30 protein-coding genes and 1 tRNA gene are annotated in these 24,778 nt (G+C 71.5%); 18 read left to right on the forward strand and 13 right to left on the reverse strand.

What is annotated here, in order from left to right:
• Position 1 precedes the first annotated feature (1 nt).
• Positions 2–673, forward strand: coding sequence for an alpha/beta hydrolase (locus KSF81_RS19590; protein WP_217380393.1), 672 nt, complete (start codon positions 2–4; stop codon positions 671–673).
• On the opposite strand, the gene KSF81_RS19595 is transcribed toward KSF81_RS19590, so the two are convergent.
• A complete protein-coding gene (locus KSF81_RS19595; RefSeq protein WP_217380394.1) occupies positions 645–2,519 on the reverse strand; it encodes a triacylglycerol lipase in 1,875 nt (624 codons plus the stop codon). The genes KSF81_RS19590 and KSF81_RS19595 overlap by 29 nt on opposite strands.
• A gap of 277 nt (positions 2,520–2,796) precedes the next feature.
• On the opposite strand from KSF81_RS19595, the gene KSF81_RS19600 reads away from it, so the two are divergent.
• On the forward strand, positions 2,797–3,363 hold the full coding sequence (locus KSF81_RS19600; protein WP_217380395.1) for an HNH endonuclease: 567 nt from the start codon (positions 2,797–2,799) through the stop codon (positions 3,361–3,363).
• Between the two features lie 7 nt (positions 3,364–3,370).
• Here KSF81_RS19600 and KSF81_RS19605 read toward each other — a convergent pair whose 3' ends face one another.
• From KSF81_RS19605 to KSF81_RS19620, 4 genes are all read right to left on the reverse strand, one after another.
• Positions 3,371–3,838, reverse strand: a complete 468-nt coding sequence (locus tag KSF81_RS19605; protein WP_217380396.1) for a nuclear transport factor 2 family protein — start codon at positions 3,836–3,838, stop codon at positions 3,371–3,373.
• Positions 3,839–3,853: 15 nt separating this feature from the next.
• Positions 3,854–4,390 (reverse strand): demethoxyubiquinone hydroxylase family protein, encoded by a 537-nt coding sequence (locus KSF81_RS19610; protein ID WP_217380397.1) that lies wholly within the window; start codon positions 4,388–4,390, stop codon positions 3,854–3,856.
• On the reverse strand, positions 4,387–4,866 hold the full coding sequence (locus KSF81_RS19615) for a disulfide bond formation protein B (RefSeq protein WP_217380398.1): 480 nt from the start codon (positions 4,864–4,866) through the stop codon (positions 4,387–4,389). The genes KSF81_RS19610 and KSF81_RS19615 overlap by 4 nt, the downstream gene beginning before the upstream one ends.
• 100 nt (positions 4,867–4,966) lie before the next feature.
• Complete coding sequence (locus KSF81_RS19620; protein WP_217380399.1) at positions 4,967–5,167, reverse strand: hypothetical protein; 201 nt, start codon at positions 5,165–5,167, stop codon at positions 4,967–4,969.
• Between the two features lie 126 nt (positions 5,168–5,293).
• On the opposite strand from KSF81_RS19620, the gene KSF81_RS19625 reads away from it, so the two are divergent.
• Together KSF81_RS19625 and KSF81_RS19630 are read left to right on the forward strand one after the other, a co-directional pair.
• Positions 5,294–5,935, forward strand: a complete 642-nt coding sequence (locus KSF81_RS19625) for a glutathione S-transferase family protein (RefSeq protein WP_254453627.1) — start codon at positions 5,294–5,296, stop codon at positions 5,933–5,935.
• 24 nt (positions 5,936–5,959) lie between these two features.
• Complete coding sequence (locus KSF81_RS19630; RefSeq protein WP_217380400.1) at positions 5,960–6,583, forward strand: glutathione S-transferase family protein; 624 nt, start codon at positions 5,960–5,962, stop codon at positions 6,581–6,583.
• A gap of 13 nt (positions 6,584–6,596) precedes the next feature.
• Here KSF81_RS19630 and KSF81_RS19635 read toward each other — a convergent pair whose 3' ends face one another.
• From KSF81_RS19635 to KSF81_RS19645, 3 genes are read right to left on the reverse strand one after another with little or no spacing between them, the layout of a single operon-like run.
• Entirely contained in the window at positions 6,597–7,937 is a 1,341-nt protein-coding gene (locus KSF81_RS19635; protein ID WP_217380401.1) for a trehalose-6-phosphate synthase, read from the reverse strand.
• A gap of 23 nt (positions 7,938–7,960) precedes the next feature.
• Entirely contained in the window at positions 7,961–8,740 is a 780-nt protein-coding gene (gene otsB / locus KSF81_RS19640; RefSeq protein WP_217380402.1) for a trehalose-phosphatase, read from the reverse strand.
• 58 nt (positions 8,741–8,798) lie between these two features.
• Positions 8,799–9,014: a hypothetical protein gene (locus KSF81_RS19645; RefSeq protein WP_217380403.1), complete on the reverse strand. Its 216-nt coding sequence runs from the start codon at positions 9,012–9,014 to the stop codon at positions 8,799–8,801.
• A gap of 132 nt (positions 9,015–9,146) precedes the next feature.
• Between KSF81_RS19645 and KSF81_RS19650 the strand changes: the two genes are divergently transcribed.
• Positions 9,147–9,557, forward strand: coding sequence for a cupin domain-containing protein (locus tag KSF81_RS19650; protein WP_217380404.1), 411 nt, complete (start codon positions 9,147–9,149; stop codon positions 9,555–9,557).
• A 46-nt stretch (positions 9,558–9,603) separates the two neighbouring features.
• A tRNA-Leu gene (locus KSF81_RS19655) sits at positions 9,604–9,686 on the forward strand.
• Positions 9,687–9,748: 62 nt separating this feature from the next.
• On the opposite strand, the gene KSF81_RS19660 is transcribed toward KSF81_RS19655, so the two are convergent.
• Positions 9,749–10,042, reverse strand: coding sequence for a hypothetical protein (locus tag KSF81_RS19660; RefSeq protein WP_217380405.1), 294 nt, complete (start codon positions 10,040–10,042; stop codon positions 9,749–9,751).
• Positions 10,043–10,515: 473 nt separating this feature from the next.
• On the opposite strand from KSF81_RS19660, the gene KSF81_RS19665 reads away from it, so the two are divergent.
• Genes KSF81_RS19665 through KSF81_RS30070 form a run of 7 tightly spaced genes read left to right on the forward strand, consistent with a single transcriptional unit; the run spans position 10,516 to position 15,738 of the window.
• On the forward strand, positions 10,516–10,803 hold the full coding sequence (locus KSF81_RS19665) for an acyl carrier protein (protein WP_217380406.1): 288 nt from the start codon (positions 10,516–10,518) through the stop codon (positions 10,801–10,803).
• A gap of 31 nt (positions 10,804–10,834) precedes the next feature.
• The gene (locus KSF81_RS19670; protein WP_254453628.1) at positions 10,835–11,269 is read left to right on the forward strand and encodes a 3-hydroxyacyl-ACP dehydratase FabZ family protein; all 435 of its coding nucleotides are present in this window, start codon (positions 10,835–10,837) and stop codon (positions 11,267–11,269) included.
• Positions 11,270–11,293: 24 nt separating this feature from the next.
• Complete coding sequence (locus tag KSF81_RS19675; protein ID WP_217380408.1) at positions 11,294–12,469, forward strand: beta-ketoacyl-ACP synthase; 1,176 nt, start codon at positions 11,294–11,296, stop codon at positions 12,467–12,469.
• A complete protein-coding gene (locus KSF81_RS19680; RefSeq protein ID WP_217380409.1) occupies positions 12,466–13,800 on the forward strand; it encodes a beta-ketoacyl-ACP synthase in 1,335 nt (444 codons plus the stop codon). The genes KSF81_RS19675 and KSF81_RS19680 overlap by 4 nt, the downstream gene beginning before the upstream one ends.
• A gap of 3 nt (positions 13,801–13,803) precedes the next feature.
• On the forward strand, positions 13,804–14,847 hold the full coding sequence (locus KSF81_RS19685) for a zinc-binding dehydrogenase (protein WP_254453629.1): 1,044 nt from the start codon (positions 13,804–13,806) through the stop codon (positions 14,845–14,847).
• Positions 14,848–14,849: 2 nt separating this feature from the next.
• Positions 14,850–15,356 carry a hypothetical protein gene (locus KSF81_RS30065; protein WP_254453630.1) on the forward strand — a complete coding sequence of 169 codons (507 nt, stop codon included), beginning with the start codon at positions 14,850–14,852 and terminating at the stop codon, positions 15,354–15,356.
• Positions 15,292–15,738: a hypothetical protein gene (locus KSF81_RS30070; RefSeq protein ID WP_309139623.1), complete on the forward strand. Its 447-nt coding sequence runs from the start codon at positions 15,292–15,294 to the stop codon at positions 15,736–15,738. The genes KSF81_RS30065 and KSF81_RS30070 overlap by 65 nt, the downstream gene beginning before the upstream one ends.
• A 15-nt stretch (positions 15,739–15,753) precedes the next feature.
• On the opposite strand, the gene mmsB is transcribed toward KSF81_RS30070, so the two are convergent.
• Together mmsB and KSF81_RS19700 are read right to left on the reverse strand one after the other, a co-directional pair.
• On the reverse strand, positions 15,754–16,635 hold the full coding sequence (gene mmsB / locus KSF81_RS19695) for a 3-hydroxyisobutyrate dehydrogenase (RefSeq protein WP_217380410.1): 882 nt from the start codon (positions 16,633–16,635) through the stop codon (positions 15,754–15,756).
• A gap of 76 nt (positions 16,636–16,711) precedes the next feature.
• On the reverse strand, positions 16,712–18,301 hold the full coding sequence (locus tag KSF81_RS19700; protein WP_217380411.1) for an alkaline phosphatase: 1,590 nt from the start codon (positions 18,299–18,301) through the stop codon (positions 16,712–16,714).
• A gap of 112 nt (positions 18,302–18,413) precedes the next feature.
• Here KSF81_RS19700 and KSF81_RS19705 point away from each other — a divergent pair, with 112 nt between their 5' ends.
• The gene (locus KSF81_RS19705) at positions 18,414–19,658 is read left to right on the forward strand and encodes a flavin-dependent oxidoreductase (RefSeq protein ID WP_217380412.1); all 1,245 of its coding nucleotides are present in this window, start codon (positions 18,414–18,416) and stop codon (positions 19,656–19,658) included.
• A gap of 34 nt (positions 19,659–19,692) precedes the next feature.
• On the opposite strand, the gene lysM is transcribed toward KSF81_RS19705, so the two are convergent.
• The gene (gene lysM, locus KSF81_RS19710; protein ID WP_217380413.1) at positions 19,693–20,166 is read right to left on the reverse strand and encodes a peptidoglycan-binding protein LysM; all 474 of its coding nucleotides are present in this window, start codon (positions 20,164–20,166) and stop codon (positions 19,693–19,695) included.
• A 212-nt stretch (positions 20,167–20,378) separates the two neighbouring features.
• On the opposite strand from lysM, the gene KSF81_RS19715 reads away from it, so the two are divergent.
• The 4 genes from KSF81_RS19715 to KSF81_RS19730 are packed head-to-tail and all read left to right on the forward strand — an operon-like array spanning position 20,379 to position 24,284.
• Positions 20,379–21,539, forward strand: a complete 1,161-nt coding sequence (locus KSF81_RS19715) for a hypothetical protein (protein WP_217380414.1) — start codon at positions 20,379–20,381, stop codon at positions 21,537–21,539.
• A gap of 1 nt (position 21,540) precedes the next feature.
• Positions 21,541–22,485 (forward strand): DUF6384 family protein, encoded by a 945-nt coding sequence (locus tag KSF81_RS19720; RefSeq protein WP_217380415.1) that lies wholly within the window; start codon positions 21,541–21,543, stop codon positions 22,483–22,485.
• Positions 22,486–22,492: 7 nt separating this feature from the next.
• Positions 22,493–23,932 (forward strand): hypothetical protein, encoded by a 1,440-nt coding sequence (locus tag KSF81_RS19725; RefSeq protein ID WP_217380416.1) that lies wholly within the window; start codon positions 22,493–22,495, stop codon positions 23,930–23,932.
• Positions 23,933–23,960: 28 nt separating this feature from the next.
• Entirely contained in the window at positions 23,961–24,284 is a 324-nt protein-coding gene (locus KSF81_RS19730; RefSeq protein WP_217380417.1) for a hypothetical protein, read from the forward strand.
• Between the two features lies 1 nt (position 24,285).
• Here KSF81_RS19730 and KSF81_RS19735 read toward each other — a convergent pair whose 3' ends face one another.
• On the reverse strand, positions 24,286–24,759 hold the full coding sequence (locus KSF81_RS19735) for an Lrp/AsnC family transcriptional regulator (RefSeq protein ID WP_217380418.1): 474 nt from the start codon (positions 24,757–24,759) through the stop codon (positions 24,286–24,288).
• Positions 24,760–24,778 lie beyond the last annotated feature (19 nt).

Genomic DNA, 24,778 nt, shown 5'->3' on the forward strand with positions numbered 1-24,778 from the left:
GATGGTGGAATTGCATGGCCCGCGCCGCGGTCCGGCCTCGGGCGGCCCGGCCCGGCAATTGGTGGTGCTGCTGCACGGGGTCGGCGCCGATGGCCAGGATCTGATCGAATTGGCGCCGGTCTGGGCCAGGGCGCTGCCGGAGGCCGCCTTCATCGCCCCCGACGCCCCCTCCCCCTGTGACATGGCCCCTTACGGCCGGCAATGGTTCACCCTGCAGGACCGCAGCCCGGCCCGGATGGCGGCCGGGGTTCGGGCGGTGGCGCCGCTGCTGGATGCCTTCCTGGAGGCGGAACTGGCGCGGCTCTCGCTGCCCGCCTCGGCCCTGGCGCTGATGGGGTTCAGCCAGGGCGCGATGACGGCACTCTTCACCGGGCTGCGGCGGGCCACGCCGCCGGCCGCCATCCTGGCCTATTCCGGCGCGCTGCTGGCGCCCGAGGCGCTCACCGCCGAGATCGTCTCCCGCCCGCCCGTGCTGCTGGTGCATGGCGAGGCGGATGAGGTGGTGCCCGCCCAGGCCAGCCGCGCAGCCGAGGCGGCGCTGCGCGCGGCCGGGGTGCCGGTGGAGGCGCTCTACCGTCCCGGCCTCGGCCATGGCATCGACGAGGCCGGGCTGGCCGCCGGCGCGGCGCTGCTTGCCAAAACCTTCAGTTCCGGTTCCAGCGCCGGGCGGTAAGCCGGAGCCAGGCGCGGAAGGCTGGCGCCTCGCCCTGCCGCACCGGGATCCAGAACTCCACGGAGTCCGGCAGCGGACGGAACCAGGCCGTGTCAGCCACCTCCTCCGGCTCACCTTGCGTGGTGTCGGTGATGAGGCGCATGCCGGCATTCAGGTCGCCGGCGGTATTCGGCCCGAAAGCGAGGCCCCAGCCGCCGGGAACCTCCCGGTCCTCATAGGCCAGGAAGACCAGGTCGCGGTCGAGCAGGGCGCTGCCCTCATAGTGGTTGGTGCGCCAGAAGCCGCCATCCACCTCGTAATCCGGCACCGCGGCGCGCAGCCGCAGCGCGAAGCCCAGCGTGCCGCGGAGTTCCTTGCCCTGCACCGTCTCCGGCTTGCCATCCAGGGTGCGGAGCCCGGTATCCAGGAAGGCGCTGAACAGTTCGATCCGCCGGTGCCGCTCGCGGTCCTGGCGCAGCTTGTCGGTGGCCTTCAATTCGGGCGCCAGCTCCGCATCGGCGAATAGCTCGTCGTAGCGGCGGAAGATGGCAGAGCCGTCGCGGGCGGAGCGCTCGGTCAGCACCCAACGCTCGCCGCGGATGCGCAGGCCGGCCTCGAAATTATAGGAGGCGCGGATGGCGGCATTCCTGCCCGCCGCCTGCTGCCGCGCCTTCTCCGCCAGCAGGCCGGGCGGCAATCCCACTTGGCGCACCAGCAGGTCGCCATCCACCCGCAGGTCGCCGAAGAGGAAGCGGGAGAGATTGCCGAAACCCTCCTCGGAATTCACCAGCCCATAGGGTCCGGAATGGGCGCGGCGGACATAGGCGCGGGCGGCGAGCAGGCTGCCGCCGGCCGCCGGCGGGTCGCCGGGCTCGGGCGGGCCGTGCACGATGGCGTTGTCCACCTCCACCAGCCCGTCGCTGAGCTGGCCGACCAGGCGGCGGGAGAAGCCGCCGGCCGCCGGGTAGTCGGCCGCCGCGGTGCCGACCAGGCAGAAGACGTTCCGCACCGGGAAGCGGCCGCCGAGGGAATTCGCCTCGGGCGGGTCGCCAAGATACTGCACCATCCGCTTATGGGCGAAATTATCGAGTTCCAGTCCGAGCAGCGCGTCGATCGGCCCGAGCGCGGCATTGCCGAAGCCGCCCTGGGCGCTGATGCCGTTATGCGGCGTGCCATAGGTGAAAAGCCGGCGCACCGCGGCGCGGGCGCCCTCCCATTGCGGCTGGCTGACGCGCAGCCCTGGTTCGGTCTTCAGCAGGGCGGCCACGGCGTCGCAGCGGTCCTCCTGGCCGGGGTCGCTGCCATCCAGCACGCTGGGGTTCTGCAGGAAGGCGCGAGCGACCAGCCCGCCCATGGAATGGGCGGCGAGGTAGACACCAGGCGCCCTTGTGGCCTCCAGCAGGTCGGCGATCAGCCGGCCGAGGCCCCAGGCATAGGTTTCCATCCCGACCCGGGCGCCCGCACCGAAGACCTTCGAGGCAGCGTCGTAATAGCGGTAGATCGCCAGCACCGGGGTGGGCGGCGCCTGGCCGGGTGGCGCTTCGGCTTCCAGCGCATCGCGCCATTCGCGGAGATCCTGCTTCGTGTCGTGGTCGAGGCCGCGGATGCCGTCGCTGAAGGCCACCCGGTAGTCATAGGGCGGCTGGGTCAGCCGCAGTACCGGCGACTCGAAGACATGCCGCGTGGTCTCGCCGGTCCAGGCGGTGCGCAGCAGGGTGGAGCCGATATTGAAGCCGTTGAAGGGGTCGGCCGAGGTTTCCTCGATCTCGCCGCCCAGCATGGCGAAGCCGCGGATATAGACGATGGGCAGCAGGAGGCCGCGCTTGGCGGATCTCCAGGCTTCGAGCTGCTTTCGGCTCAACCGCATGGCCCTGTTCCTCCCCCGCGCTCGCGCGCGGCGGGCAATTCTAGGCAGGGATGCGCGGCCGAACCAAGCGTGACGTTCCCGTGGCAGGTTGCGCAACTCCTTGCGGCGCTGCCCGGCCGGTGGCATGAAAGCTGCTGATAGCGGCGGCGCCACAGCATATGGGGCCCATCCGTCGGTGCAGGCCCCAAGGCTGGTTGGCGCCCCTCATGCAGAGGAGTGGCGCTTGCCTGACGGCGGATCGGTCCCAGGACTAGGACAAGCAGCCGGGGGTGCGGCCATGGGTGGCGGCATCGGCGGCCAGACCTTTCCCGCCCTGGTGCTGAACGCGGATTTCCGGCCGCTGAGCTATTTCCCGCTTTCCGTCTGGGCCTGGCAGGATGCCGTGAAGGCGGTCTTCCTCGACCGCGTCTCGGTGCTGAACGAATATGAGGCGCAGGTCCGCTCCCCCACCATGGCGATGCGGCTGCCGAGCGTGATCGCGCTGAAGGAATACATCCCGGCCGCCCGGCGCCCGGCCTTCACCCGCTTCAACGTGTTCCTGCGCGACCGTTTCGAATGCCAGTATTGCGGCAAGGGCCGGCCGACGCATGACCTGACCTTCGACCATGTGGTGCCCCGCAGCCGCGGCGGCCGCACCACCTGGGACAATGTCTGCACCGCCTGCGGCCCCTGCAACCTGCGCAAGGGCAGCCTGCTGCCGCGCGAATGCCGGATGTTCCCGCGCGCCGCGCCACGGCAGCCGACCAGTTGGGAATTGCAGGAGAACGGCCGGCATTTCCCGCCGAACTACCTGCATGAGAGCTGGCGGGACTACCTGTACTGGGACAGCGAGCTGGAGAGCTGAGGAAACCTCAGCGCGCCTTGACCGCCCGCTTCCCGTGGCTGTCCTGCGGCACCCCCCGTTGCAGCGACATATGCGAATGCACGCCCAGCCAGCGCCCATCCGGCTGCTTCTGCAGCACCAGCGTGGCGCGGCCCGGCCGGTCGAAGGGGGTGCCGTCCAGGTGGAAGCCGGTGCTGGTCCAGGGCGTGATCGCCACCACCATGGCGCCATCCGGCGAGGCCATGATGGCGGTATTGTCGAGGTCGAAGGTGAAATCCGCAGTGCGCGGCCAGACATTGTCCCATTGCGTCGCGGTCCAGGCCGGCAGGCCGCGCACCAGTTCCTGGTAGGTGCCGAAGATCACGATATCCGGATGCCAGAAGGGCCGCGCCGCCGCGTAGTCCACTGCCCGCACGCAGGCGGCGAAGCGGGCGAGCCAGTCCTTCACCGAGGCGGCGGTCGCGGCATCGGCTTCCGGCAGGGCCAGGTGGGTCACGGCGATCTCTCCCCCTCAGATGCGCTCGCTCGCCTTGATGGCCAGCTTGCAGCCGGCCTTGATGGCAGCGCTGAGCAGCCGGTAGCCCGGCGCCTGTTCCGCCTCATGCGCCAGGCCGATCTCGCGGTGCTCCAATTCCTCGGCGCGGAAGGCGGCGATATGGGCGCGCAGCGGCGCCTCGTCCTCGCCGAGCGCGGCTTCCTGCGCCTGGTAGTGCTCGTCGATCGCCTCCTCCACCGCCACGGTGCAGGCCATGGCGGCGCGGTGGCCGAGCATGGCGGTGGCGGCGCCGAGTGCATAGCCGGCGACATGCCAGAGCGGCAGCAGCGCCGTGGGCCGCACCCGGCGCTCGCCGACCAGGCGGGAGAAGGTGTCGAGATGCGCCTGTTCCTGCGCCTGCATGTGGCGCAGCAGCGCCTCGTAGCGGGTGCCGCGCAGCACCGCGATCTGGCCTTCATAGATGCGTTTGGCACCGTATTCGCCGGCATGGTCCACCCGGATGGTCCGCGCCACCACCCGCCGCGACGTCGCCTCGCCCATTGCTTTGGTCATCGCCTTGCTCCCCTCCGCATCCAGATGAGGGCGATCCCGCCGAGGCCAAGCGCATAGAGCAGGTTCATCGCCGCCATGGAAAGCGGCAGGCCGGGGATGAGGTAGGTCGCCGCATCGCAGGGCTTGTTCGGCGCCGGCGCGAGGGAGCGCATCAGGTCGTCGAGGCTCGCCCCGGCGCCCGCCGCGCGCGGCGCCTGGCAGCCCGCCAGCGGCGAGGGCCACCAGCCCTGTTCGACGCCGACATGGAAACCGGCGACGACGCCGGAGGCCAGCACCGCCAGCGCCGCCAGGCCGAACAGCGGTCGGCGCGCCCGCGGCAGCCATGCGGCGAGCAGCGCCAGGCCGGCCGCAACCCAATAGGGCCAGCGCTGCCAGAGGCAGAGCTCGCAGGGGGCGAGGCCCCAGAGATCCTCGCTCGCCCGGGCGAAGAGCGGCGCGGCGGCGGCAAGCAGGGCCAGGAGAAGGGTGGCGGCCATGGACCCTGTTTGATACGCCGCCGCGCCAGGTGCAAGCCGGGCTGCGGCAAGGCTGAACCACCCAAGGCGCACGAGCGGCGAGGAGGCTGCCACCCTCTCCTCAATCATCCGGCGCGCCGGGCTCCTGGTCGCTCACGCCCGGCGGATTCGGGTAGAGGTCCGATGGCACCTTCGCGCCGGGATTCGCGGTGGTGGTCCCCTGCTGCACCTTGGCGGCCGTGTTCTTGGACTTCGGGTCGGCGCTGTTCATGGTCTCGCTGCTGCCGGTGGGCTTGTCCCGGCCGCCGGTCGAACCTGCCATCGGATCTGCTCCTGCCGCGTGGGCCGGCAGCCGGAAACGCAATGCCCCGGCCGCGGGCCGCATCGGGGATCACCAACGCCCGGCGCGATGCTAGGCTCCCCATGGAACCATAAGGGGGGGACCGCCATGCCGATGATCCAGGGCCTGAAAATCTGGGGCCGCACCAGTTCGAGCAATGTGATGAAGCTGCTCTGGCTCTGCGAGGAGCTTGGCATCCCCCATGAGCGCATCGATGCCGGGGGCGAATTCGGGCGGACCAGGGAGCCCTTCTACCTGGCGATGAACCCGAACAGCCGCGTGCCCACCATCGAAGAGGCGGATGGCTACACGCTGTGGGAGAGCAACTCGGCGCTGCGCTACCTGGTGGCGACCCGCGCCCCCGGCAGCCCGCTGCACCCGCCCGCGCCGAAGGCCCGCGGCGATGTCGAGCGCTGGATGGACTGGCAGCTCGCCAGCCTGAACGGGCCGATGACCACGGTGTTCTTCACCCATGTCCGCACGCCCGAGGCGCAGCGCGACCTGGCCGCCGCCGCGAAGGCGCAGGGCGAGGCGGAGGCGCTGTGGTCCATCCTGGACCGTCAGCTCGCCGGGCGGGATTATGTGGCGGGCGGCTTCTCGCTGGCCGATATCTGCCTCGGCATCTACGTGCATCGCTGGTTCTCGCTGCCGATCGAGCGCGCGGCGCTGCCGCGGCTGCGCGGCTGGTATGACAGGCTGCAGGCGAACCACGCCGGCTACCGCACCCATGTCGCGGTGCCGATGGTCTGACGCTCGGACAGAGGGAGGCGCGGGATGATCACGGTCTGGGGCCGCAAGAATTCGGTCAATGTGATGAAGGTGCTCTGGCTGCTGGAGGAGCTCGGGCTCGATCACCGGCGCATCGATGCCGGCGGCGCCTTCGGCCGCACCCGCGACGCCGACTACCTGGCGATGAACCCGAATGCCACCGTGCCCACGCTGGTGATGCCGAACGGCTTCACCCTGTGGGAGAGCAACACCATCCTGCGCTACCTCTGCCGCACGCAGCCCGGCGGCAATGCCCTGTATCCGGAGGCCGCCGAGGCACGGGCGGATGTGGAGCGCTGGATGGACTGGCAGCTCGCCGTGCTCGGCGAGCCGATGCGGGTGATCTTCTGGACCTTCGTCCGCACGCCGGAGGCCGAGCGCGACCTTGCCGCCGCCGCCAGGGCGCGCGATTCGGCGGAGCGGCTCTGGCGCATGGTGGAGGCGCGGCTCGGCGAAACCGGCTTCATCGCCGGCGGCTTCTCCATCGCCGATATCGTGCTGGGCTGCTTCGTGCACCGCTGGTTCGCGCTGCCGGTGGCGCGGCCGGACATGCCGGTGCTGCGCGGCTGGTATGAACGGCTGCTGCACCGCCCGGCCTATCGGGCGCATGTGGCGCAGCCGCTGAGCTGAGGCGGGGGGCGCGCTACCCGCCGCCTTCCAGCGCCGCAATGAAGCTCAGGCACCAGGCGCGGGCGCCGCTCGCCCGCCCCTCCTCGGCCATCGGCCGCCAGCGGGCCAGGCGTTCCTCGCGCGGCATAGTCAGCGCCTGGTCCAGCGCCTCGGCGATCTCATCGGGATCGAGCGGATTGACCAGCAGTGCGCCGGGAAGTTGCGGCGCCGCCCCGGCGAAGCGGGAGAGCACCAGCGCGCCAGGGTCCTCCGGGTCCTGCGCCGCCACATATTCCTTGGCGACCAGGTTCATCCCGTCCCTGAGCGGCGTCACCAGCCCGACGCGGGCGAGGCGCATGAAGCCGGCGAGGGTCGGGCGGGAGACGGCGCGGGTCATGTAGCGCAGCGGCACCCAGTCCGGCTCCGCCTGCTGGCCGTTGATGCGGCCCACCCATTCGTCCAGTTCCTTCCGAAGGCTGCGGTATTCCGCCACATCGCCGCGCGAGACCGGCGCCACCTGCAGATAGGTGACGCGCGAGAGGTGCTGGCGGAACCGCGCCAGCAATTGGCCATAGCCGCAGAACCGCTGCGGCAGGCCCTTGGTGTAGTCCAGACGGTCCACGCCGATGACCAGGGCGCGGCCGACCAGGCTCTGGCGGAAGCGCGCCGTCTCCTGGCCGAGGATCGCCCGCTCGGCCAGCGCCGTGAAGCCTTCGGCATTGATGCCGATGGGATAGGCGGCGACGCGGGTGGCGGCCTCCGGCTGGTTCTCGGCGATCAGCGCGGCGCGGAGATTGGCGGCATCATCCTCGGTCTGCACGCCGATCACGTCATAGGCGGCGAGGTCGGTGATCAACTCGCCGCTGCGCGGCAGGGCCGAGAACAGCCCGTAGGGCGGGAAGGGCACATGCAGGAAAAAGCCCAGGCGCTGCCGGCAGCCCTGCCGGCGGAGTTCCGAGCCGAGCGGGAAAAGGTGGAAATCATGGGCCCAGACCAGGTCGCTGGGCCGCAGCAGCGGCGCCAGGGCCGCAGCGAAGGCCGCATTGACCTTGCGGTAGCCGATGTAATCCTCGCGCGAGAACTGGGCGAGGCCGAGGCGGTAATGCAGGGTCGGCCAGAGCGTGGCATTGGCGAAGCCCCGGTAGTAGCGCCGGTAGTCCTCTTCGCCGAGGTCGAGCGTGGCATAGGTCAGCCGGCCCTGCCTGGTCTCCGCGGGCGCGGCGGCGGTGGCCTCGGCAGTCTGGCCGCTCCAGCCGAACCAGAGCGCCTGGCGATGCGCAATGGCCTCGCGCAGCGCCACGGCCAGGCCGCCGGCGGTGGCGCCGCGCTCCCGGGGATTGGGCACGCGGTTGGCGACGATGATCAGGCGATTCAAATCGGGTCCCTTATGCTGGCCGGTCATGCTGGCCGGTCTGGCGCTGCGGCCCCTCGCGCCTCCGCCGGCAGCACCGCCCGCGCCAGCCAGTCCCTGAGCGCCGCCGGACTGCCGAAGGCGTCGTCCAGCCGGAAGCCGTGCCCACCGAAGGATCGGCAGGCCTCCATGCCCTCCTCATCGGTCACGTCGTCGCCGATGAAGACCGGGACCCGGCCAGTGAAGGGGGGGCGGGCCATCAGGGCGCGGACCGCAGTGGCCTTGGAGGCGCCGCGCGGCCGCACCTCCCAGGCCATGCGGGCCTCCAGCAGGGTGAAGGCGAGCGGATCCTCGGCGACCAGCGCGGCGAGCAGCACCTGGGCCTCCGGCCCCGCCGCCGGCGCCAGGCGGTAGTGCAGGACGAAGCCGTGCTCCTTGTCCTCGATCAGGGTGCCGGGATGGGATTCCAGCAGCGCCGTGGCGCGGGCCCGCCAGGCGACAGGAGGATGCGGCAGGTCGGGAACCAGCGCCGGCGCATCTGGGACCGGGCGCAGCGCGGCGCCATGATCGCCGGCCTTGGGAATCGGCACCGGCAGGAAATGGTCGAGGTCGCGCAGCGGCCTGCCGCTGACCACCGCCAGCGCGCCGCCCAGCCCCTCGGCCAGGCGCAGCAGCAGCGGCGGCAGGGTGGGCGGCACGCGCACCGCATCGGGCCGCGGGGCGATCTCCACCAGCGTGCCGTCGAAATCGAGAAAGAGCGCCGCGTCCCGCACCGGACCCAGGCCGGGCAGGAGGGGGGGCGGCGGCAGGAGAAGAGGTCCTTGCATGTCGCCGCAACAAGCATCCGTTGCCCCGCGGGTTGCATCCGGCGGGCGCGACGCTTGGTTACTCCGGCGGGGCGGCGCGCTCCATGCACCAGAGCGCGAGCGCCGGGGGCAGCACACCGACCAGCAGCCAATGCACCAGCGCCGCCGGCCGGGTCAGCCAACCGGCATCCCATAGCAGGACGCAAATCACCTGGGCCACCAGCATCCAGACCACGGAAATGGACAAGGCCCGCGATTGCGTGCGCAACAGCTGCTGCTGCGAGGCTTCCCGCATGCGATGCTTCCCTTCACCCTGAGATGGTTCCGGGAAGGGCTTTCCCGGGCGGGACCGCGGCGCGGCCCCCTGCATGCCGCACACACTACACGAATTTGTGAGCCACACATCACGAAAAAGGGAGGACAAGCGATGCCCGACGATGCCCCACCCCCCGTACCCGCACGCACCACCGTGCGGCATGCCGCGGAGAGCCGGTTCGAGGCAGGGCTGCGGCCCTTCTTCACCTATCGGGACCTCGGCATCCGCGAGGCAACGGGCGGCAGCTACGGAGCGCATGTCATTCGCGCCGTCCCCGGCCAGCATACGGAGCCGCGCTGGCATACCCACGCGCTGGACTTCCAGATGGTCTATATCCTGCGGGGCTGGGTCCGGTTCGAATACGAGGATATCGGCGAGGTTTTGCTCGCCGCCGGCGACAGCATCTATCAGCCGCCGCGAATCCGGCACCGCGAACTTGCGCATTCGGAGGATCTGGAATTGGTGGAGATCACCTCCCCGGCCGAATTCGCGACGGCGCTGGTGGATGGCGCCTCTGGCTGATGCCGGCGCTGGACCGGGGCCGAGCGGCAGGCTAGATCGGCGGCGGGCCCCTGTGGCGGAACGGTAGACGCGGCGGACTCAAAATCCGTTGCTCGCAAGAGCGTGGGAGTTCGAGTCTCCCCGGGGGCATGTCAGCGCCGGCATCGCTTCGCCAGTCGCCATCCGGCCAAGCCCCGCTTCGGGGAGATCGCCTAGGCGACCTGTGCGCGGCCTTTCGCCGGGTCCGCAACCTGCCGCGCCGGCCTGGCCTGCGGCTGGCGGGCTTGCCTACCCTCGATGACGGCGAGTTGCGGCGCATCGACCTTCGCTATTGCCATGCGGCGGCGGATTTCCGCGGCATCGCGGCGCCGGCCGAGGTGCCGATGGATGGCGAGCGCGACGAGAGCGGCCACAGCCGCGCCGAGCGTCGGCGGGAGCGTGGATTCCATAAATTGCAAAATCGCCTCGCCCACCATCGTTTTCTTCTCCTCGAGCCCGCGAATCATGTTTCGGGAGCATCATGGAGCGGTGTTCGCGTTTCGTCACGTCCTAATTATGGGCATTAGTATAATTTTTGGTGATGGCCTGGTATCTTGGGCGCCGGGGCTGAAGTGGGGTTTTCACCTCACCCCGGCCGATCGTGCATCCGGGCGACCGCGCGGCCCCGATGTTTCCCAATGGTAAAGAGATAATTCACGCTCGGAATCATCGCCTTTTCGCTCCGGGTAGCCTGACACCCGGGGGTGTGAAGGCCGACCGGGCAACAGCAAGCAGTCCATCCCATATGGCTTCTGTTATAGATGATGCGGCATCTCCTGATCCCTGCCCGGCTCCACCCGCCGGTACCGTCCCGGAAGAAGCCCGGCCGCCCAGGCAACCGTTTCCTGGAACGCGCCCAGGCAGCGGAGGCGGCGCTTGCCAAGCGGCGCGGATCGGGCCAAAGACCGCACCCCTTTCCCTGGCTGCCCGGAGATACCCCATGGCCTCGGCGTTCGACCGCATCGCCGACATCATCGCGGAGACGAGCGATGTCCCGCGCGACAAAATCACCCCTGACAGCCATGTCATCGAGGATCTCGGCATCGACAGCCTGGATTTCCTCGACATCGTCTTCGCCATCGACAAGGCCTTCGGCATCAAGGTCCCGGTCGAGGCCTGGACGCAGGAGGTCAATGCCGGCGATGCCCCGGCGGAACAGTATTTCGTCATGAAGAACCTGGCGGCGCGGATCGAGGAACTGGTGGCGGCGAAAGCCGCCGGCGGCTGAACCCTCCGCCGTGCGCCTCGAATACTTCCAGATGATCGATCGCGTCCTGGCGGTCGGCCCGGAGAGCCTCACCGCCGAGGCGACCGTCCCGGAGCGGAGCCCGGTCTTCGAGGGGCATTTCCCCGGCCACCCGCTGGTGCCGGGGGTGCTGCTGGTGGAAACCATGGCCCAGGCCTCCGGCTACCTGCTGCTGGCCCGCTGCAATTTCGACCGGATGCCCTTCCTGGCCGGCGTGCGCGAGGCCAAGCTGCGGAGCTTCGTCGGCCCCGGCACGGTGCTGACGGTGGAGGCCAGCCTGGTGCATGACGGTTCCGGCTATGCCGTGACCGCCGGACGGATCAGCGCCGGCGGCAAGCGCATCTGCGACGCGGAGCTGACCCTCCGCACCCTTCCCTTCCCGGCGCCCGAGCTAGAGGCCGCCATGCGCGCCCAGGCCGAACGCATCGGGCTCACCGGAGCAGCCTGACATGCCCCAGCGGAACGGCATTCGATGACCGAGCCCGTCTGGATCACCGGGATCGGCCTGGTCTCCTCGCTCGGCGAGGGCGCGGCGCCGCATCTGGCGGCCCTGGCCGACCCGGCGGCGAAGCCGGTGCTGGACGAGACCGGCTTCGCCCCCTTCCCCGTGCATCCGCTGCCGCCGCTCGACCTCGACCGGCAGATCCCGAAAAAGGGCGACCAGCGGCAGATGGAGCCCTGGCAGCGGCTCGGCACCTATGCGGCGGGTCTGGCCCTCGACAGCGGCGCGGCGCGCGGCCTAGTCGGCGACATGCATCTGGTGGTCGCGGCCGGTGGCGGCGAGCGCGACATCGCCCTCGATGAGGCGGTGGCCGCGGAGCTTGCCCCTCTGCCGCCCGCCGAGGCTGCCCGGCTGCTGAACGAGCGGCTGGCGAATGGGCTCCGCCCCACCCTGTTCCTGGCGCAGCTTTCTAACCTGCTGGCCGGCAACATCTCCATCGTGCATGGCGTCACCGGCTCCTCCCGCACCTTCATGGGCGAGGAGCAGGCGGCGGCCGATGCGGTGCGGATCGCCGCGGCACGGCTGGCCGAGGGGCGCGGCGAGATCGCCCTGGCCGGCGGCGCCTATATCGCCGGGCGCTGGGACATGCTGCTGCCCTATGCGGCCGGCGGCAGCCTTTGGCGCGGCGCCTGGGCGCCCGTGGCGCAGCGGCTGGCCGGCGGCACCGATGGCGGCATGGTGATGGGCACCGCTGGCGCCTTCCTGCTGCTGGAAACCGAATCCCATGCCAGGGCCCGCGGCGCCGCGGGCCTCGCGCGCCTCACCATGGTCGCCACCGGCGCGGCGCGGCGGCGCGGCAAGGATACGGCGCGCGCCTCCACCCTGGCACTGGCGGAGCAGATCCGGCCGCTGCTGCGGGATGGCTATGCGGTGCTCTCGGGCGCCACCGGCGCCGCCGCGCCGGGCACGGAGGAGGCTGGCTTCCTGGCCGACCTGCGGGAGAGCGGGCCGGCGCAGGGCCCGCTCCGCTACAGCGCCGACCTCATCGGCCATACGGTGGAGGCCGCCTTTCCCGCCAACCTGGCCCTGGCTGCGCTGGCGCTCGGGCAGGATGGGGCGCCGGCACAGGTCCTGGTCACCGGCTTCGGCCTCTGGCGCGGCGAGGCGCTGGCCCTGGTCGAGCGCATCGACGGAGGCGCGACATGAGCCAAGCGCAAGATCGGCCCGCCTCCGGCGCGACAAATGTCCCGCGCGCCTCCGGCGCGACACGCGATCATCTCGGGCGGCCGCTGGTGGCCGTCACCGGCATTGGCCTGATGACACCGCTGGGCTTCGGCGTGGCGGAGAGCTGGGCCGGGCTGCTGGCCGGGCGCTCCGGCATCCGCAGCATCACCCGCTTCCCGACCGATCACCTGAAGACCAGCATCGCCGGCGCCGTGGACCTGCCCGAGGACCGGGAGGGCGCGCCGCTCACCGCTGCCGCGCGGGTGGAGCGCCTGGCGGTGCTGGCGGCCGAGGAGGCCGTGGCGGATGCCGGCATCGGCGGGCCCGGCGATTTCCCCGGCCCGCTCTTCCTCGGCATGCCGCCGGTCGAGGTGGAATGGCCGCACCGGTTCGACCTCGCGCGGCATGGCCAGGGGCCGGAGGCTGGCCGCTACCCCGCCATGATCGCCGCGGCGGAAGGCCGGCGGGATCTGTTCGAGACCTGCCTCTTCGGCGGTGTCGGGGAGCGTTTGGCGGACCGCTTCGGCACGCGCGGCGCGCCGATCTCGCTCACCACCGCCTGCGCCACCGGCGCCTCGGCGATCCAGCTCGGCGTCGAGGCGATCCAGCGCGGTGAGGCCGCAGCGGCGCTCTGCATCGGTGCCGAGGGCAGCGTGCAGCCGGAGTCGCTGATCCGCTTCTCGCTGCTCTCGGCCCTCTCCACCCGCAACGACGACCCCGCCCGCGCCTCCCGTCCCTTCGAGAAGACGCGCGAGGGCTTCGTGATGGCCGAGGGCGCCGCGGCGCTGGTGCTGGAAAGCCTGGAGGGCGCGCGGGCGCGCGGCGCCAGGGTGCTCGGCCTGGTGCTCGGCTGCGGCGAGCGGGCGGATAAGTTCCACCGCACCCGCAGTAACCCGGATGGCGGCGCGATCATCGGCGCCATGCGCGCGGCCATCGCCGATGCCGGGCTGGAACCCGCGCAGATCGACTATGTGAACGCGCATGGCACCGGCACGCCGGAGAACGACAAGATGGAGACGCTCGGCATGCGCGCCGTCTTCGGCGATGCGCCGCCGCCGATCTCCTCCAACAAGTCGATGATCGGCCATACCCTCTCGGCCGCCGGGGCGATCGAGGCGGTGTTCAGCCTGCTCACCATCCGCGACGGCCGCCTGCCGCCAACCATCAACCACGAGACGCCCGACCCGGCGATCCCGCTGGATGTGGTGCCGAATGTCGCGCGCGACGCGAAGGTGGCGCGGGTGCTGTCCAACTCCTTCGGCTTCGGCGGGCAGAATGTCTGCCTGGTGCTGGGAGCGGAGCCGGCGGGCTGAGCCATGCCGCAGATGGGGGCCACCATGCGCGCATTGCAGTTGTTCGGCGACCGTGACAGCCGCCTGGTCGAGGTCCCGCCGCCGCCGCCGCCCGGCCGCGGCGAGGTGCAGCTTCGCATCCGCGCGGTCGCGCTGAACCATATCGATGTCTGGGGCTGGCGCGGCATGGCCTTCGCCAAGCGCAGGCTGCCGCTGACGGTGGGTGCGGAGGCGGTGGGCGAGGTCGTGGCTCTGGGCGAAGGTGTCACTGGTCGCGCCATCGGCCAGCGGGTCGCGCCCTATGGCGCGCTGACCTGCGGCCATTGCCGCGCTTGCCGCGAGGGGCGCGACAATCTCTGCGAGAACGTCTCCGGCGTCATGGGCTTCCATGTCGATGGCTTCGCGCAGGAACTGGTGAACCTTCCGGCGCGGCTGACGGTGCCGGTGCCGGATGGCGTGGCGGTGGAGGATGCCGCCTGCGCCGCCGTCACCTTCTCCACCGTCGAGCACATGCTCTTCGACAATGCGCGGCTGGAGCCGGGCGAGACCATCCTGGTACAGGCCGGCGGATCGGGCATTGGCACCGTCGCGATCAAGCAGGCCAAGGCGCTCGGCTGCACCGTCATCGCCACTGCCGGCGATGACGAGAAATGCGCCAGGGCCCGGGCGCTCGGCGCCGATCATGTGGTGAATTACAGCACGCAGAACTTCCCGACCGTCGCGCGCCGCGTCACCGGCAAGCGCGGCGTCGATGTGGTCTTCGAGCATGTTGGCGCCGCCACCTGGGCCGGCAGCCTGCTGTCGCTGCGCATGGGCGGGCGGCTGGTGACTTGCGGCTCCACCAGCGGGGTCAGTGCCGAGACCAACCTGATGATGATCTTCCAGCGGCAGTTGCGGATCTTCGGCTCCTTCGGCGCCTCCCTGCGCAACGTCGCGGATGGGCTGGCGAAGATGGCGGGCGGCATGACGCCGGTGCTGGACACGGTGGCGCCGCTGGAGGGCTTCGCCGAGGCGCTGGCGCGGCTGGAATCGCGGCGGGTCTTCGGCAAGATCGTGGTCACGCTCTAGCCATGTCCCGCCTGGCCGATGCCGCACTCGCGGCGTTGGTGCGCGGCGCCTTCGCCCTGCTCCGCGCACTCGGCCCGGACCGCGCTGCGGCGCTCGGCGCCAGCATCGCGCGCAACCTCGGGCCGCTCACGCCGGTGCATCGGGTGACGCTGGACAACATCGCCCGGGCCTTCCCCGAGTTGCCGCCGGCCGAGCATCGCCGCATCGGGCGCCTGGCCTGGGACAATCTCGGCCGCACCGCCTGCGAATACGTGCATCTCGACCGCATCTGGGACTACGACCCGGCACGGCCCGGCATCGGGCGGATCGAGGCGGCGCCCGAGATGATCGCGCGCTTCGAGGAACTGCGCGACGACGGCAAGCCGGCCCTGTTCTTTGGCGCGCATCTGGCGAATTGGGGAATTGCCGGCGATCGCCGCGGCACGGCACGGGCTGGATGCCGCGGTGCTCTACCGTACGCCGAACAACCGGGCGGTGGCGCGCGACATCCTGGCGCTGCGCGCCAATAGCATGGGGGAGCTGATCCCGGCCGGCATGACCGCGCCGATCCGCATGCTGGAGGCGCTGGACGAGGGCAAGCATGTCGGCATGCTGGTGGACCAGCGCTTCGGCCGGGGCCCGCGGGTTCCCTTCTTCGGCCGGCCGGCGGCGAGCAACCCGCTGATCGCCCGGCTGGCGCGGCGCTTCGACTGCCCAGTGCATGGCGCCCGCGCCATCCGCCTGCCCGGTGGCCGCTTCCGGCTGGAACTCACCGAAGCCGTCACCCTGCCGCGCGATGCCTCCGGCCGCGTCGATGTGGAGGCGGCAACAGCGCTGATGAACCGCATCATCGAGGGCTGGGTCCGCGAATATCCGGGGCAGTGGCTGTGGATGCACCGCCGCTGGCGGTGACGGCCGCGGGTGGGCTCAACCCGTCTCGCGCAGCATGCGGATGATGCCGGAGAAATCCGTGCTTCCGCCGCCCGTCTCCACGAATCGCCGGTAGAGCTCCAGCGCCTGCGCGCCGAGCGGCGTCGCTGCGCCGGTTGCCTGCGCCGCCTCCTGCGCCAGGCCGAGATCCTTGGCCATCAGCGCCGCCGAGAAGCCCGGCCGGTAGTCGCGATTCGCCGGGCTGGCCGGCACCGGACCGGGCACCGGGCAATAGGTGGTCAGCGCCCAGGAGGCGCCCGAGGATTTCGAGGCGACGTCGAATAGCGCCTGATGGCTGAGGCCAAGCCGCTCCGCCAGCACGAAGGCCTCGCTGGTGACGATCATGGTCGCGGCCAGCATCATGTTGTTGCAGACCTTGGCCGCCTGCCCCGCGCCCGCCCCGCCGCAATGCACCACGGTGCGGCCCATGGCGCGCAGGATCGGCTCGGCCCGGGCGAAGGCATCCTCCGGCCCGCCGACCATGAAGGTGAGCGTGCCCGCCTCCGCCCCCATCACGCCGCCCGAGACCGGCGCATCCAGCATCGGCCGGCCGGCGGCGGCGGCGACCTCGCGCGCGGTGGCGACATCGATGGTGGAGCAGTCGACCAGCACGGCGCCGGCCTCGCTGGCCGCGGCCATGCCACCGGCACCGGTCCAGGCATCCCGCACATGCTGGCCGGCGGGGAGCATGGTGAGCAGGAATTCCGCGCCCCGCGCCGCCGCTGCCGCGCTTTCGGCGCGGCTGGCGCCGGCCGCCACCACGCCTTCCAGCGCCGCCGGGACGATGTCGAAAACCGCGACCTGATGCCCGGCCTTGAGCAGGTTGCGGGCCATCGGGCCGCCCATGTTGCCGAGGCCGACGAAGCCGATGCGTGCCATCCTGAACCCTCCCTGCGCTTTCCGCGTCCTGCCGCAGTCTGGCCCAGGCGGGGCCGGGCTGGCCAGAGAAGTGCCTTCAGCCCGACAGCAACCCCGGCCGGCCGGCCTCCAGAACGAAACGGCCACGATCCTCGCGCGGGGCACCCGGGCGGGTCACGTAGGGAACGGCCCGGAAGGTGGTTTCCAGCCGGGCCGGGCTTGCCTCATGCAGGCAATAGCCGCGGCGGTTGTTGAAGAAGGCGATATGCGGGTTGCGCGCCAGCATCGCCGGGGTGGCGGGCAATGTCTCGCTGCCGTCGCCTGTACTGGTGATGCTGCTGCCCACGAATCCCGTGGCGAGCACGGGGCCTTCGGGGTCCAGCCGCAAATCGCCCGCCCAGGCATTGTGGACATCGCCGCTGAGGCTGAGGGCATTGGCCACGCGCCGCTCGGCAAGCCCCCGCAGCAGCCGGGCGCGCGCCGCGGGATAGCCGTCCCACTTGTCCATGGAGATGCCGCCATCGGCGAATTCGCGGCGCATCAGCATCACCTGCTGCGCCAGCACCTGCCAGGTGGCGCCGGAGGCGGCGAGCCCCTCCAGCAGCCAGGCTTCCTGCGCGGCGCCGAGCATCTGCGCCTCCGGCCGTTCCACCGCGGCGCAGGGTGGGGCGTTGCGGTCGCCGCAGAGCTGGTCGTCGCGATACTGCCGGGTGTCCAGCACATGGATCTCGGCCAGCCGGCCGAAGCGGAGGCGGCGATGCGCCAGCACATCCGCCCCATGCGGGCGCTGCGCCAGACGCACCGGCATGTTCTCGTACCAGGCCTGGAAGGCGGTGGCACGCAGCGCCAGGAAGGCCTCGCGCGGCATCGCCACGGGGTGGCGCGGGCTCAGCCCATCCGCCTCGCTCACCGCGCCGGCCCAGTTGTTCTCCACCTCATGGTCGTCGAAGCTGGCGATGAAGGGATGCGCGGCATGCGCGGCGATAAGGTCGGGGTCGCTGTGGTATTGCGCGTAGCGCTGGCGGAAATCCTCCAGTGTCCGGCATTTGCCGCCGGCATGGCTCCGCACCGCTGGGCCGAAACCGCCGGGCTGGCCGGGCTGGCGGCCGGCATATTCGTAGATGTAGTCGCCATAGTGGAAGACGAAGTCGAGCTCCTCCTCCGCCACATGGCGCCACGAGGTGAAGAACCCGTGCTCGTAGTGCTGGCAGCCGGCATTGACGAAGCGCAGCCGGTCCGGCGTGGCGCCGGGCGCCGGCGCGGTGCGGCTGCGGCCCACCGGGCCCGCCTCGCCGGCCGCCAGGAAGCGGTACCAATAGGGCCGGCCGGGCGCCAGGCCACGCAATTCCACATGCAGGCTGAAGCCCGATTCGGCGCGCGCCACCGCACTGCCCCGCCGGGCGATCCGGGTGAAACCCGCATCCTCCGCCACTTCCCAGCGCAGTTCGGGCGTGGCATCGGGCGGCAACCCGCCGAGTGGCGCCAGGGGGTCCGGCGCCAGCCGGGTCCAGAGGACGAAGCCATCCGGCCAGGGATCGCCGCTGGCGACACCGAGGCTGAACAGGCTGCCGGAAGCGCCCTGCGCCGCGCCGGCCTGCGGCAGCGCCGCCAGCGCGCCGAGGCCGAGCGTGCCGCGCAGCAACTCCCGCCGCCCGCCCGCCGCTGGCGGAAGCCGCGTGCCCTCCATGCCAAGCCTCTTTCCCAAGCCATGCGCAAGCTGCCACGGCCCCAGGCGGGAGGCGAGCGGCTTGCGGCGGCCTGCCCCTCCGGTGAAGCTTCGCCAGCGGGAGGGCGCGTCCATGCGGGCAATCATCATCGGCGGCGGCATCGGCGGCCTCACCACCGCCCTGGCCCTGCACGCCGCCGGGATCGGCGCGGAGGTCTTCGAGAGTGCGGCCGAGATCCGCCCGCTCGGCGTCGGCATCAACCTGCAGCCGCATGCGGTGCGCGAGTTGTCGGAGCTTGGGCTGGGCGAGGCGCTGGCCGGGGTTGGCGTCGCAACGCAGGAATTCGTCTATGCCAACCGCTTCGGCCAGGAGATCTGGGCGGAGCCCAGGGGCCTCGCCGCCGGCTATCATTGGCCGCAATACTCCATCCACCGCGGCCGGTTGCAGATGCTGCTCTGGGAGGCGGCGCGGGTGCGGCTGGGCGATGCCTGCCTGCATGCGGGGCGACGGCTGGTCGGATTCCGCCAGGACGCCGCCGGCGTCGCCGCGCGCTTTGCCGATGGCAGCCGAGCGGAGGGCGACCTGCTGGTGGCGGCGGATGGCATCCATTCCGTGGTGCGCGCCGCCTTCTTCCCGAATGAGGGTCCGCCGAAATGGAACGGCGCGCTGCTCTGGCGCGCGACCAGCCTGGCGCCGCCCTTCCGCACCGGCGCCAGCATGGTGCAGGCCGGGCACCGCGACCGGAAATTCGTCTGCTACCCGATCGGCACGGCCCCGGACGGGCGCAGCATCGTCAACTGGATCGGCGAGACGCGCCTCCCGGCCGACCATCCCTGGGCGCGCGAAGACTGGAACCGGCCCGGCCGCGTCGCCGATGTGCTGCCCCTCTTCGCGGACTGGCGCTTCGAATGGCTGGATGTGCCGGCGCTGATCCGGGCGGCGGAGGCGGTCTATGAATTCCCCATGGTGGACCGCGACCCGCTGCCCTGGTGGACGCAGGGCCGCGTGACCCTGCTCGGCGATGCCGCGCATCCGATGTATCCGATCGGCTCCAACGGTGCGTCCCAGGCCATCCTCGATGCGCGCTGGCTGGCACTGCAACTGGCGACGCAGCCGGGCATCGAGGCGGCGCTGGCCGCCTATGAGGCCGCGCGGCGGCCGGCGACGGCGGCGGTGGTGGAGGCCAATCGCGGCGACGGTCCTGACCGCGTCATGGACCTAGTGCATGGCCGCGCACCCATGGGCTTCCACCGGCTGGAGAGTGTGGCCAGCCAGGCCGAGCTTGCGGCGCTGGTCGGCGGCTACAAGCGCGTGGCTGGCTTCGACCCGGCGACGCTGAATGCCCGGGAAAGCTGGAGCCCGCCCCAGGCCCGCTGATCCTGATCCTGGCAGCCGCGCCGCCGCGCCCGGCTCAGGGCTGCGGCGGAATCCGCAGCACTTGGCCGGGATAGATCTTGTCCGGGTCCTTCAGCATCGGCTGATTGGCCTCGAAGATCGCCTGGTACTTGTTGGCATTGCCGTAGTGCTGCTTCGCGATGGCCGAAAGCGTGTCACCCTTGGCGACGGTGTAGAAGACCGGCTCCGGCGCCGAGGCCACCGCGGTGCTGATCGTCTCCTCCACCTTGGCGATGCCGGCGACATTGCCGGCGGCCAGGATCAGCTTCTCCCGCGTCGCCGCATCCGGCGCGGCACCGGAGATGCGCACCGTGTCGCCCTCGACCCGCACATCCATGCCCTGGGCAGGCAGGCCCAGCCGCTCCATCTCCGTGCGGATGGCCTCGGCGGCAGGCGGTGGCGGGGCGGGCTTGCTCTCATCCTGCACCGCGTCATGGCTGCCCAGGCCGATCAGCCTGCCTGCCGATTTGATGAAATTGAACAGTCCCATGGCAACCTCCAGTTCCGCGACTTCCAGAAGCCGCGGTGGAATAGCGCAAAGGTTTACCGAAGGTTTGCCGAACCGCTGGGGCCGCGATGCTATCTTCCCTGTCATCCAGGCCGGCAGCCACGCTGGCCAGCGAGAGAGAGGCCACGCGCCATGGATCAGCCGCAGACGCCAAGCGCACCACCCCCGCCACGCGGCCGGCGATGGGGCAGCCCATGCGCTATCTCGACAAGGCCATGGGCGCGCTGCGCGACCTCGGCCTGCCGCTGCCGGAGCCGGCGGCGCAGGAAAGCCCCATCACCGCGCTGCTCGCCCGGATCAGCGGGCTCGACCAGGACCGGGTGGTGCTGATCGCCCGCGTGCTGAACCAGGCCACCACCTTCAACGAGGTGGTGCGCGAGCAGATCAAGGCGATGGAGATCGGCAGCCGCTACCAGGAGATCACCAACGCCTTCAACTCCATCCGGGACGATGCGCGGGAGATGGTGCGGCAGGTGGAGGACGGGCGGATCAGCACCACCGAACGCCTCTCCAACATCTGGCAGAAGGCGACGCGCGGCGACATCGCCGACCGCTTCGGCAAGATCCGCCACACCTACCTGGACGTGTCGCGCGACACCAAGGACCAGATCGAGCGCGAGCACGCCATCCTGGAAGCCTATCGCGATTTCCGCGGCGCCATGAAGGAGGCCGAGGTAATGGCCTTCGAGGTGCTGAAGACGGCCGAAGGCAAGCTCGCCGAGGCGAAGACCCGCATGGAGGCGGCCTCCCGCACCGTCGAGGGCGCCGCCACCACCGAACCTGCCGAACGCGCCCGGCTGGAACTGGCGCGCGACGAGGCCCTGCGCGCCTTGCAGGCCGAGGAAGGCCGCTACCAGATCGCCAAGGACCTCTCGGACAACCTCACCGTGTCCTACAATACCTCCGAGGTCATCATGGCGCGGCTGGTGCAGACCACCAGCGCCAAGGAGCGGGTCTGGCAGCAATCGGTCAGCTTCTTCTCGACCAATGAGGCGGTGCTGACCGCGCTGACCGCCAGCTTCACCGGGCTGCACGGGCTGAACGAAAGCACCCGCACCCTGGAAGGCATGAAGGAGGGCGTGAACCAGAGCCTGGAAGTGCTGGCCGAGATCGGCGGCAAGGTGCAGGAGGCGGCGCTCAAGGCCGGCTATGGCCCGACCATCCGGGCGGATGCCGTGAAGAAGCTGGTGGATTCCGTGGTCACCTACCAGACCCGCTCGCAGGAGATCATCGCCGAGATGCGCGAGAGCGCCACCGCGAACAGCGAGGAGATCCGCCGCGCGGTCGAGGATGCGAAGCGCCGCATGGCGCGGCTGGCGCAGGACGCCGCCGCCGTGGCCCCGCATGCCGCCTGACGTGCCCGCACCTGCCGCGCCCGCGCCGGCGGCACCGCCGCTCGACGAGACCATGCTGGCGATGGATGTGGTGGACACGCTCCGCCACGCCGAGACGCTGGTGGAGCGCGAACTCTCCGCCGAGGACCGGGCCGCGCAGTTGAAGCAGCGGCTGCGCGAGATCTATGCCGGCCAGGGCATCGCGGTGCCGGAGCATATCCTGGACCAGGGCGTGGCGGCGCTGGAGGAGCACCGCTTCGCCTATCGCCCGACGCCGCCCGGCCCGGCGCGCAGCCTGGCGACGCTCTGGGTGACGCGGGCGCGGTGGGGGCGGCCGCTGGTCTTCGCGCTTGGCCTGCTGGTGCTGCTCGGCGGCGGCTGGTGGTTCGGCGTGCACCGGCCGGCGGAGCAGGCCCGCATCGCCGAGCAGCAGGAGTTGGAGGAGGGACTGCCGCGGGCGCTCCGCGCCGAACATGCGCGCGTGCTGGCCACCACCCAGGAGGCGGCACCGCGCGAACGCGCCGCCCGGCTGCTGGCGGAAGGCGAGGCCGCCGCCCGGGCCGGCGCGCTGGGTGATGCCCGCGCCCGCCTGGCCTCCTTGCAGGAGTTGCAGCAGGTGCTGGCGCAGGACTACGCGGTGCGCATCGTCTCCCGCCCCGGCGAGCCCTCCGGCGTCTGGCGCGTGCCGGAGGCCAATCCGCGCGGCCGCAATTTCTACCTGATCGTCGAGGCAGTGGACCGCAATGGCCGGCCGGTGGAGGTCCCGATCACCAGCGAGGAGGATGGCCGCACTGCCCGCGTCTCGAAATGGGGCCTGCGCGTGCCGGCGGAGGAGTTCGAACGGGTGCGCCAGGACAAGCTGCGCGACGGCATGGTGGGCCAGCCGGTGGTCGGCGTGAAACAGGCCGGGCAGATGGCCCCGGCCTGGACGGTGCCCACCACCGGTGGCGCGATTCTCTCATGGTAGGCACCCGATGCTGAGCGGCCCGCAGCTTTTCGACAGTTTCGACGAACGCCTCCGCCGCGCCCAGCGCGAGGCCGCCGCCACACAAGGCGAAGCCGAAGCCATCGCGGCGCGGCGCGATCAGGCCCGCGCCGCCCAGGCCGAGGCGCTGCGTGCCCTGGCCCGGCTGCGCCTCGCTGGCCTGCGCGACGGCCAGGCCACGCTCGGCCGGCTGGATGCGGCCGGGGAGCAGGTGCGCAGGCTGCTGGAAGCGCGCGCCGCGGCGGTTGCGGAAGCCGATGCCAGCCTCGCCGCCCGGCGCCAGGCGGTGGCCGCGGCGCAGGCGGAGCGCGACCGCGCCGCCACCCTGCTGCACGAGGCGGAGGCCGCGGCCGAGCGGAGCCTCGCCGCGGCCCGCGAGCGCGCCGCCGGGAATCCCGAATGGCAGCGCCTGCGCGCCGCCGCCGAGGACTCCGCCCGCATCGCCGCCCGCGCCACGCAGAAGTCCGGCCTGGCGCAACAGGATCTGGAGGCGAAGGGCCGGCCCTATCTCGACGATCCGCTCTTTGCCTATCTGTGGCAGCGCGGCTATGGCACCGCCCGCTACCGGGCCGGGCCGCTGACCCGGCTGCTGGATGGCTGGGTGGCGCGCGTCGCGGATTATGAGCCGGCCCGGCGCGACTACGCGCTGCTCAGCGAACTCCCACCGCGCCTGGCCGCCCATGCGGAGCGGATGCGGCAAGCGGCGGAGGCGGCCGCTGCGGCCCTGGCGGTGGAGGAGCGGCACCTGGCCGGCCTGCCCGAGGATGCCGGGCTCGACGCACCGCGCCAGGCACTCGCGGCGGCGGAGGCGGCCCTCGATGCCACGGAGGCCGAAGCCGGCAAGGCGGAGGCTGCGCGCGCGGCACTGGCCGGGGGTGAGGATGCGGCCATGCGGGAGGCGATGGCGCAGCTTGAAGCGGCTCTGGGCGCGGAAAGCCTGCGCTCGCTCCGCGATTCCGCCCTCCGCACCCCGACCCCCGAGGATGATGCCATCGTCGCCCGGCTGGAGGCCGCCGCCGCCGCACGGGAGCGGGCGGAGCGCGAGCTGGGCGCCGCACGCACGGCGGCCGAGGCGGCACGCCGGCGGCTCATGGAGGTGCAGTCGCTGCGGCAGGAAATGCGGCAGCGCGGCTATGGGCGGGGCCAGTGGGATTTCCGCGACGGTGCGCTGATCGGCGTGCTGGTCGGGGAATTGCTGCGCGGCGGCCTGAGCCGCGACGGCTTCTGGGACCGCATGGGACAGCACCGCGTGCCCGATGCCGGGCCCTGGGGCGGCCAGGGAGGCGGCGGCCCCTGGGGCGGCGGAGCTTGGGGCGGCGGGCAGGATGGTGGCTTCGGCACCGGCGGCGGCTTCGGCGGCAATGGCGGCTTCCGCACCGGCGGCCAGATGGGCGGCGGCGGCGGGTTCAAGACCGGCGGGTCGTTCTAGCCGCCCACGAAGTCCGAGGGAGGGGAGCATGATCGTCCGCATCTGGCGCGGCTGGACCAGCCTGGAGAATGCCGCGGCCTATGAGGACCTGCTACGCGGCACCATCTTCCCGGGCATCGCGGCGCGCGGCATCCCCGGCGCCGGGCGCATCGAGTTGCTGCGCCGGGCCGAAGGGCAGGAAGTGGAATTCGCCACCATCATGTGGTTCGCGGATTGGGAGGCGGTTCGGCAATTCGCCGGGCCGGAGATGGAGGTCGCCGTGGTGCCGCCCGCCGCCCGCGCCCTGCTCTCCCGCTTCGACGCACGATCCCTGCACTACGAGCAGCGCGAGCAGCGGAGCCTGCGGCCGTAGTTCAGACCGGCACCTCGCCCGGCGGCTTCAGCGCGGTCAGCACGAAGGAGGATCGCGTCTCTTTCACGCCGGGCATGCGCAGGAGCGCCTTCAGGGCGAATTCCGCGTAGGTTTCGAAATCCGCGGCCAGGACGTGCAGCAGGTAGTCCATCTCGCCACTCATCGCATAGGCGGCAAGCACCTCCGGCCGTGCCGCCAGGGCCTTCTGGAACCGCTCCACCACCTCCTCCGCATGGCTTTCCAGCGCCACCATGACGAAAGCCTGCAAGGGCAGGCCAAGCCGCGCGGGGTCGAGCAGCGCGGCATAGCGGGTGATCACCCCGGCCGCCTCCAGCCGCGACAGCCGGCGCTGGCAGGGGGTGGGGGAAAGCCCGACCTGCCCAGCCAGCGCCACCACGGGCAGGCGGCCGTCGCGTTGCAGGGCGCCCAGGATGCGGCGGTCGATGGCATCGAGTTCGATGGCGGATTTCGCCATGGTGGCTAGCCTTCATAGC

The sequence above is a fragment of the Siccirubricoccus sp. G192 genome, from assembly GCF_019084075.1.
GTDB lineage: Bacteria > Pseudomonadota > Alphaproteobacteria > Acetobacterales > Acetobacteraceae > G192.

What these genes read in the sequence shown, in the direction of transcription:
- KSF81_RS19590 (WP_217380393.1), top strand. Translation starts at nt 2, where the DNA reads ATGGTGGAATTGCATGGCCCGCGCCGCGGTCCGGCCTCGGGCGGCCCG.
- KSF81_RS19595 (WP_217380394.1), bottom strand. Translation starts at nt 2,519, where the DNA reads ATGCGGTTGAGCCGAAAGCAGCTCGAAGCCTGGAGATCCGCCAAGCGC.
- KSF81_RS19600 (WP_217380395.1), top strand. Translation starts at nt 2,797, where the DNA reads ATGGGTGGCGGCATCGGCGGCCAGACCTTTCCCGCCCTGGTGCTGAAC.
- KSF81_RS19610 (WP_217380397.1), bottom strand. Translation starts at nt 4,390, where the DNA reads ATGACCAAAGCAATGGGCGAGGCGACGTCGCGGCGGGTGGTGGCGCGG.
- KSF81_RS19615 (WP_217380398.1), bottom strand. Translation starts at nt 4,866, where the DNA reads ATGGCCGCCACCCTTCTCCTGGCCCTGCTTGCCGCCGCCGCGCCGCTC.
- KSF81_RS19620 (WP_217380399.1), bottom strand. Translation starts at nt 5,167, where the DNA reads ATGGCAGGTTCGACCGGCGGCCGGGACAAGCCCACCGGCAGCAGCGAG.
- KSF81_RS19625 (WP_254453627.1), top strand. Translation starts at nt 5,294, where the DNA reads ATGCCGATGATCCAGGGCCTGAAAATCTGGGGCCGCACCAGTTCGAGC.
- KSF81_RS19630 (WP_217380400.1), top strand. Translation starts at nt 5,960, where the DNA reads ATGATCACGGTCTGGGGCCGCAAGAATTCGGTCAATGTGATGAAGGTG.
- otsB (WP_217380402.1), bottom strand. Translation starts at nt 8,740, where the DNA reads ATGCAAGGACCTCTTCTCCTGCCGCCGCCCCCCCTCCTGCCCGGCCTG.
- KSF81_RS19645 (WP_217380403.1), bottom strand. Translation starts at nt 9,014, where the DNA reads ATGCGGGAAGCCTCGCAGCAGCAGCTGTTGCGCACGCAATCGCGGGCC.
- KSF81_RS19650 (WP_217380404.1), top strand. Translation starts at nt 9,147, where the DNA reads ATGCCCGACGATGCCCCACCCCCCGTACCCGCACGCACCACCGTGCGG.
- KSF81_RS19660 (WP_217380405.1), bottom strand. Translation starts at nt 10,042, where the DNA reads ATGATTCGCGGGCTCGAGGAGAAGAAAACGATGGTGGGCGAGGCGATT.
- KSF81_RS19665 (WP_217380406.1), top strand. Translation starts at nt 10,516, where the DNA reads ATGGCCTCGGCGTTCGACCGCATCGCCGACATCATCGCGGAGACGAGC.
- KSF81_RS19670 (WP_254453628.1), top strand. Translation starts at nt 10,835, where the DNA reads ATGATCGATCGCGTCCTGGCGGTCGGCCCGGAGAGCCTCACCGCCGAG.
- KSF81_RS19675 (WP_217380408.1), top strand. Translation starts at nt 11,294, where the DNA reads ATGACCGAGCCCGTCTGGATCACCGGGATCGGCCTGGTCTCCTCGCTC.
- KSF81_RS19680 (WP_217380409.1), top strand. Translation starts at nt 12,466, where the DNA reads ATGAGCCAAGCGCAAGATCGGCCCGCCTCCGGCGCGACAAATGTCCCG.
- KSF81_RS19685 (WP_254453629.1), top strand. Translation starts at nt 13,804, where the DNA reads ATGCCGCAGATGGGGGCCACCATGCGCGCATTGCAGTTGTTCGGCGAC.
- KSF81_RS30065 (WP_254453630.1), top strand. Translation starts at nt 14,850, where the DNA reads ATGTCCCGCCTGGCCGATGCCGCACTCGCGGCGTTGGTGCGCGGCGCC.
- mmsB (WP_217380410.1), bottom strand. Translation starts at nt 16,635, where the DNA reads ATGGCACGCATCGGCTTCGTCGGCCTCGGCAACATGGGCGGCCCGATG.
- KSF81_RS19700 (WP_217380411.1), bottom strand. Translation starts at nt 18,301, where the DNA reads ATGGAGGGCACGCGGCTTCCGCCAGCGGCGGGCGGGCGGCGGGAGTTG.
- KSF81_RS19705 (WP_217380412.1), top strand. Translation starts at nt 18,414, where the DNA reads ATGCGGGCAATCATCATCGGCGGCGGCATCGGCGGCCTCACCACCGCC.
- lysM (WP_217380413.1), bottom strand. Translation starts at nt 20,166, where the DNA reads ATGGGACTGTTCAATTTCATCAAATCGGCAGGCAGGCTGATCGGCCTG.
- KSF81_RS19715 (WP_217380414.1), top strand. Translation starts at nt 20,379, where the DNA reads ATGCGCTATCTCGACAAGGCCATGGGCGCGCTGCGCGACCTCGGCCTG.
- KSF81_RS19725 (WP_217380416.1), top strand. Translation starts at nt 22,493, where the DNA reads ATGCTGAGCGGCCCGCAGCTTTTCGACAGTTTCGACGAACGCCTCCGC.
- KSF81_RS19730 (WP_217380417.1), top strand. Translation starts at nt 23,961, where the DNA reads ATGATCGTCCGCATCTGGCGCGGCTGGACCAGCCTGGAGAATGCCGCG.
- KSF81_RS19735 (WP_217380418.1), bottom strand. Translation starts at nt 24,759, where the DNA reads ATGGCGAAATCCGCCATCGAACTCGATGCCATCGACCGCCGCATCCTG.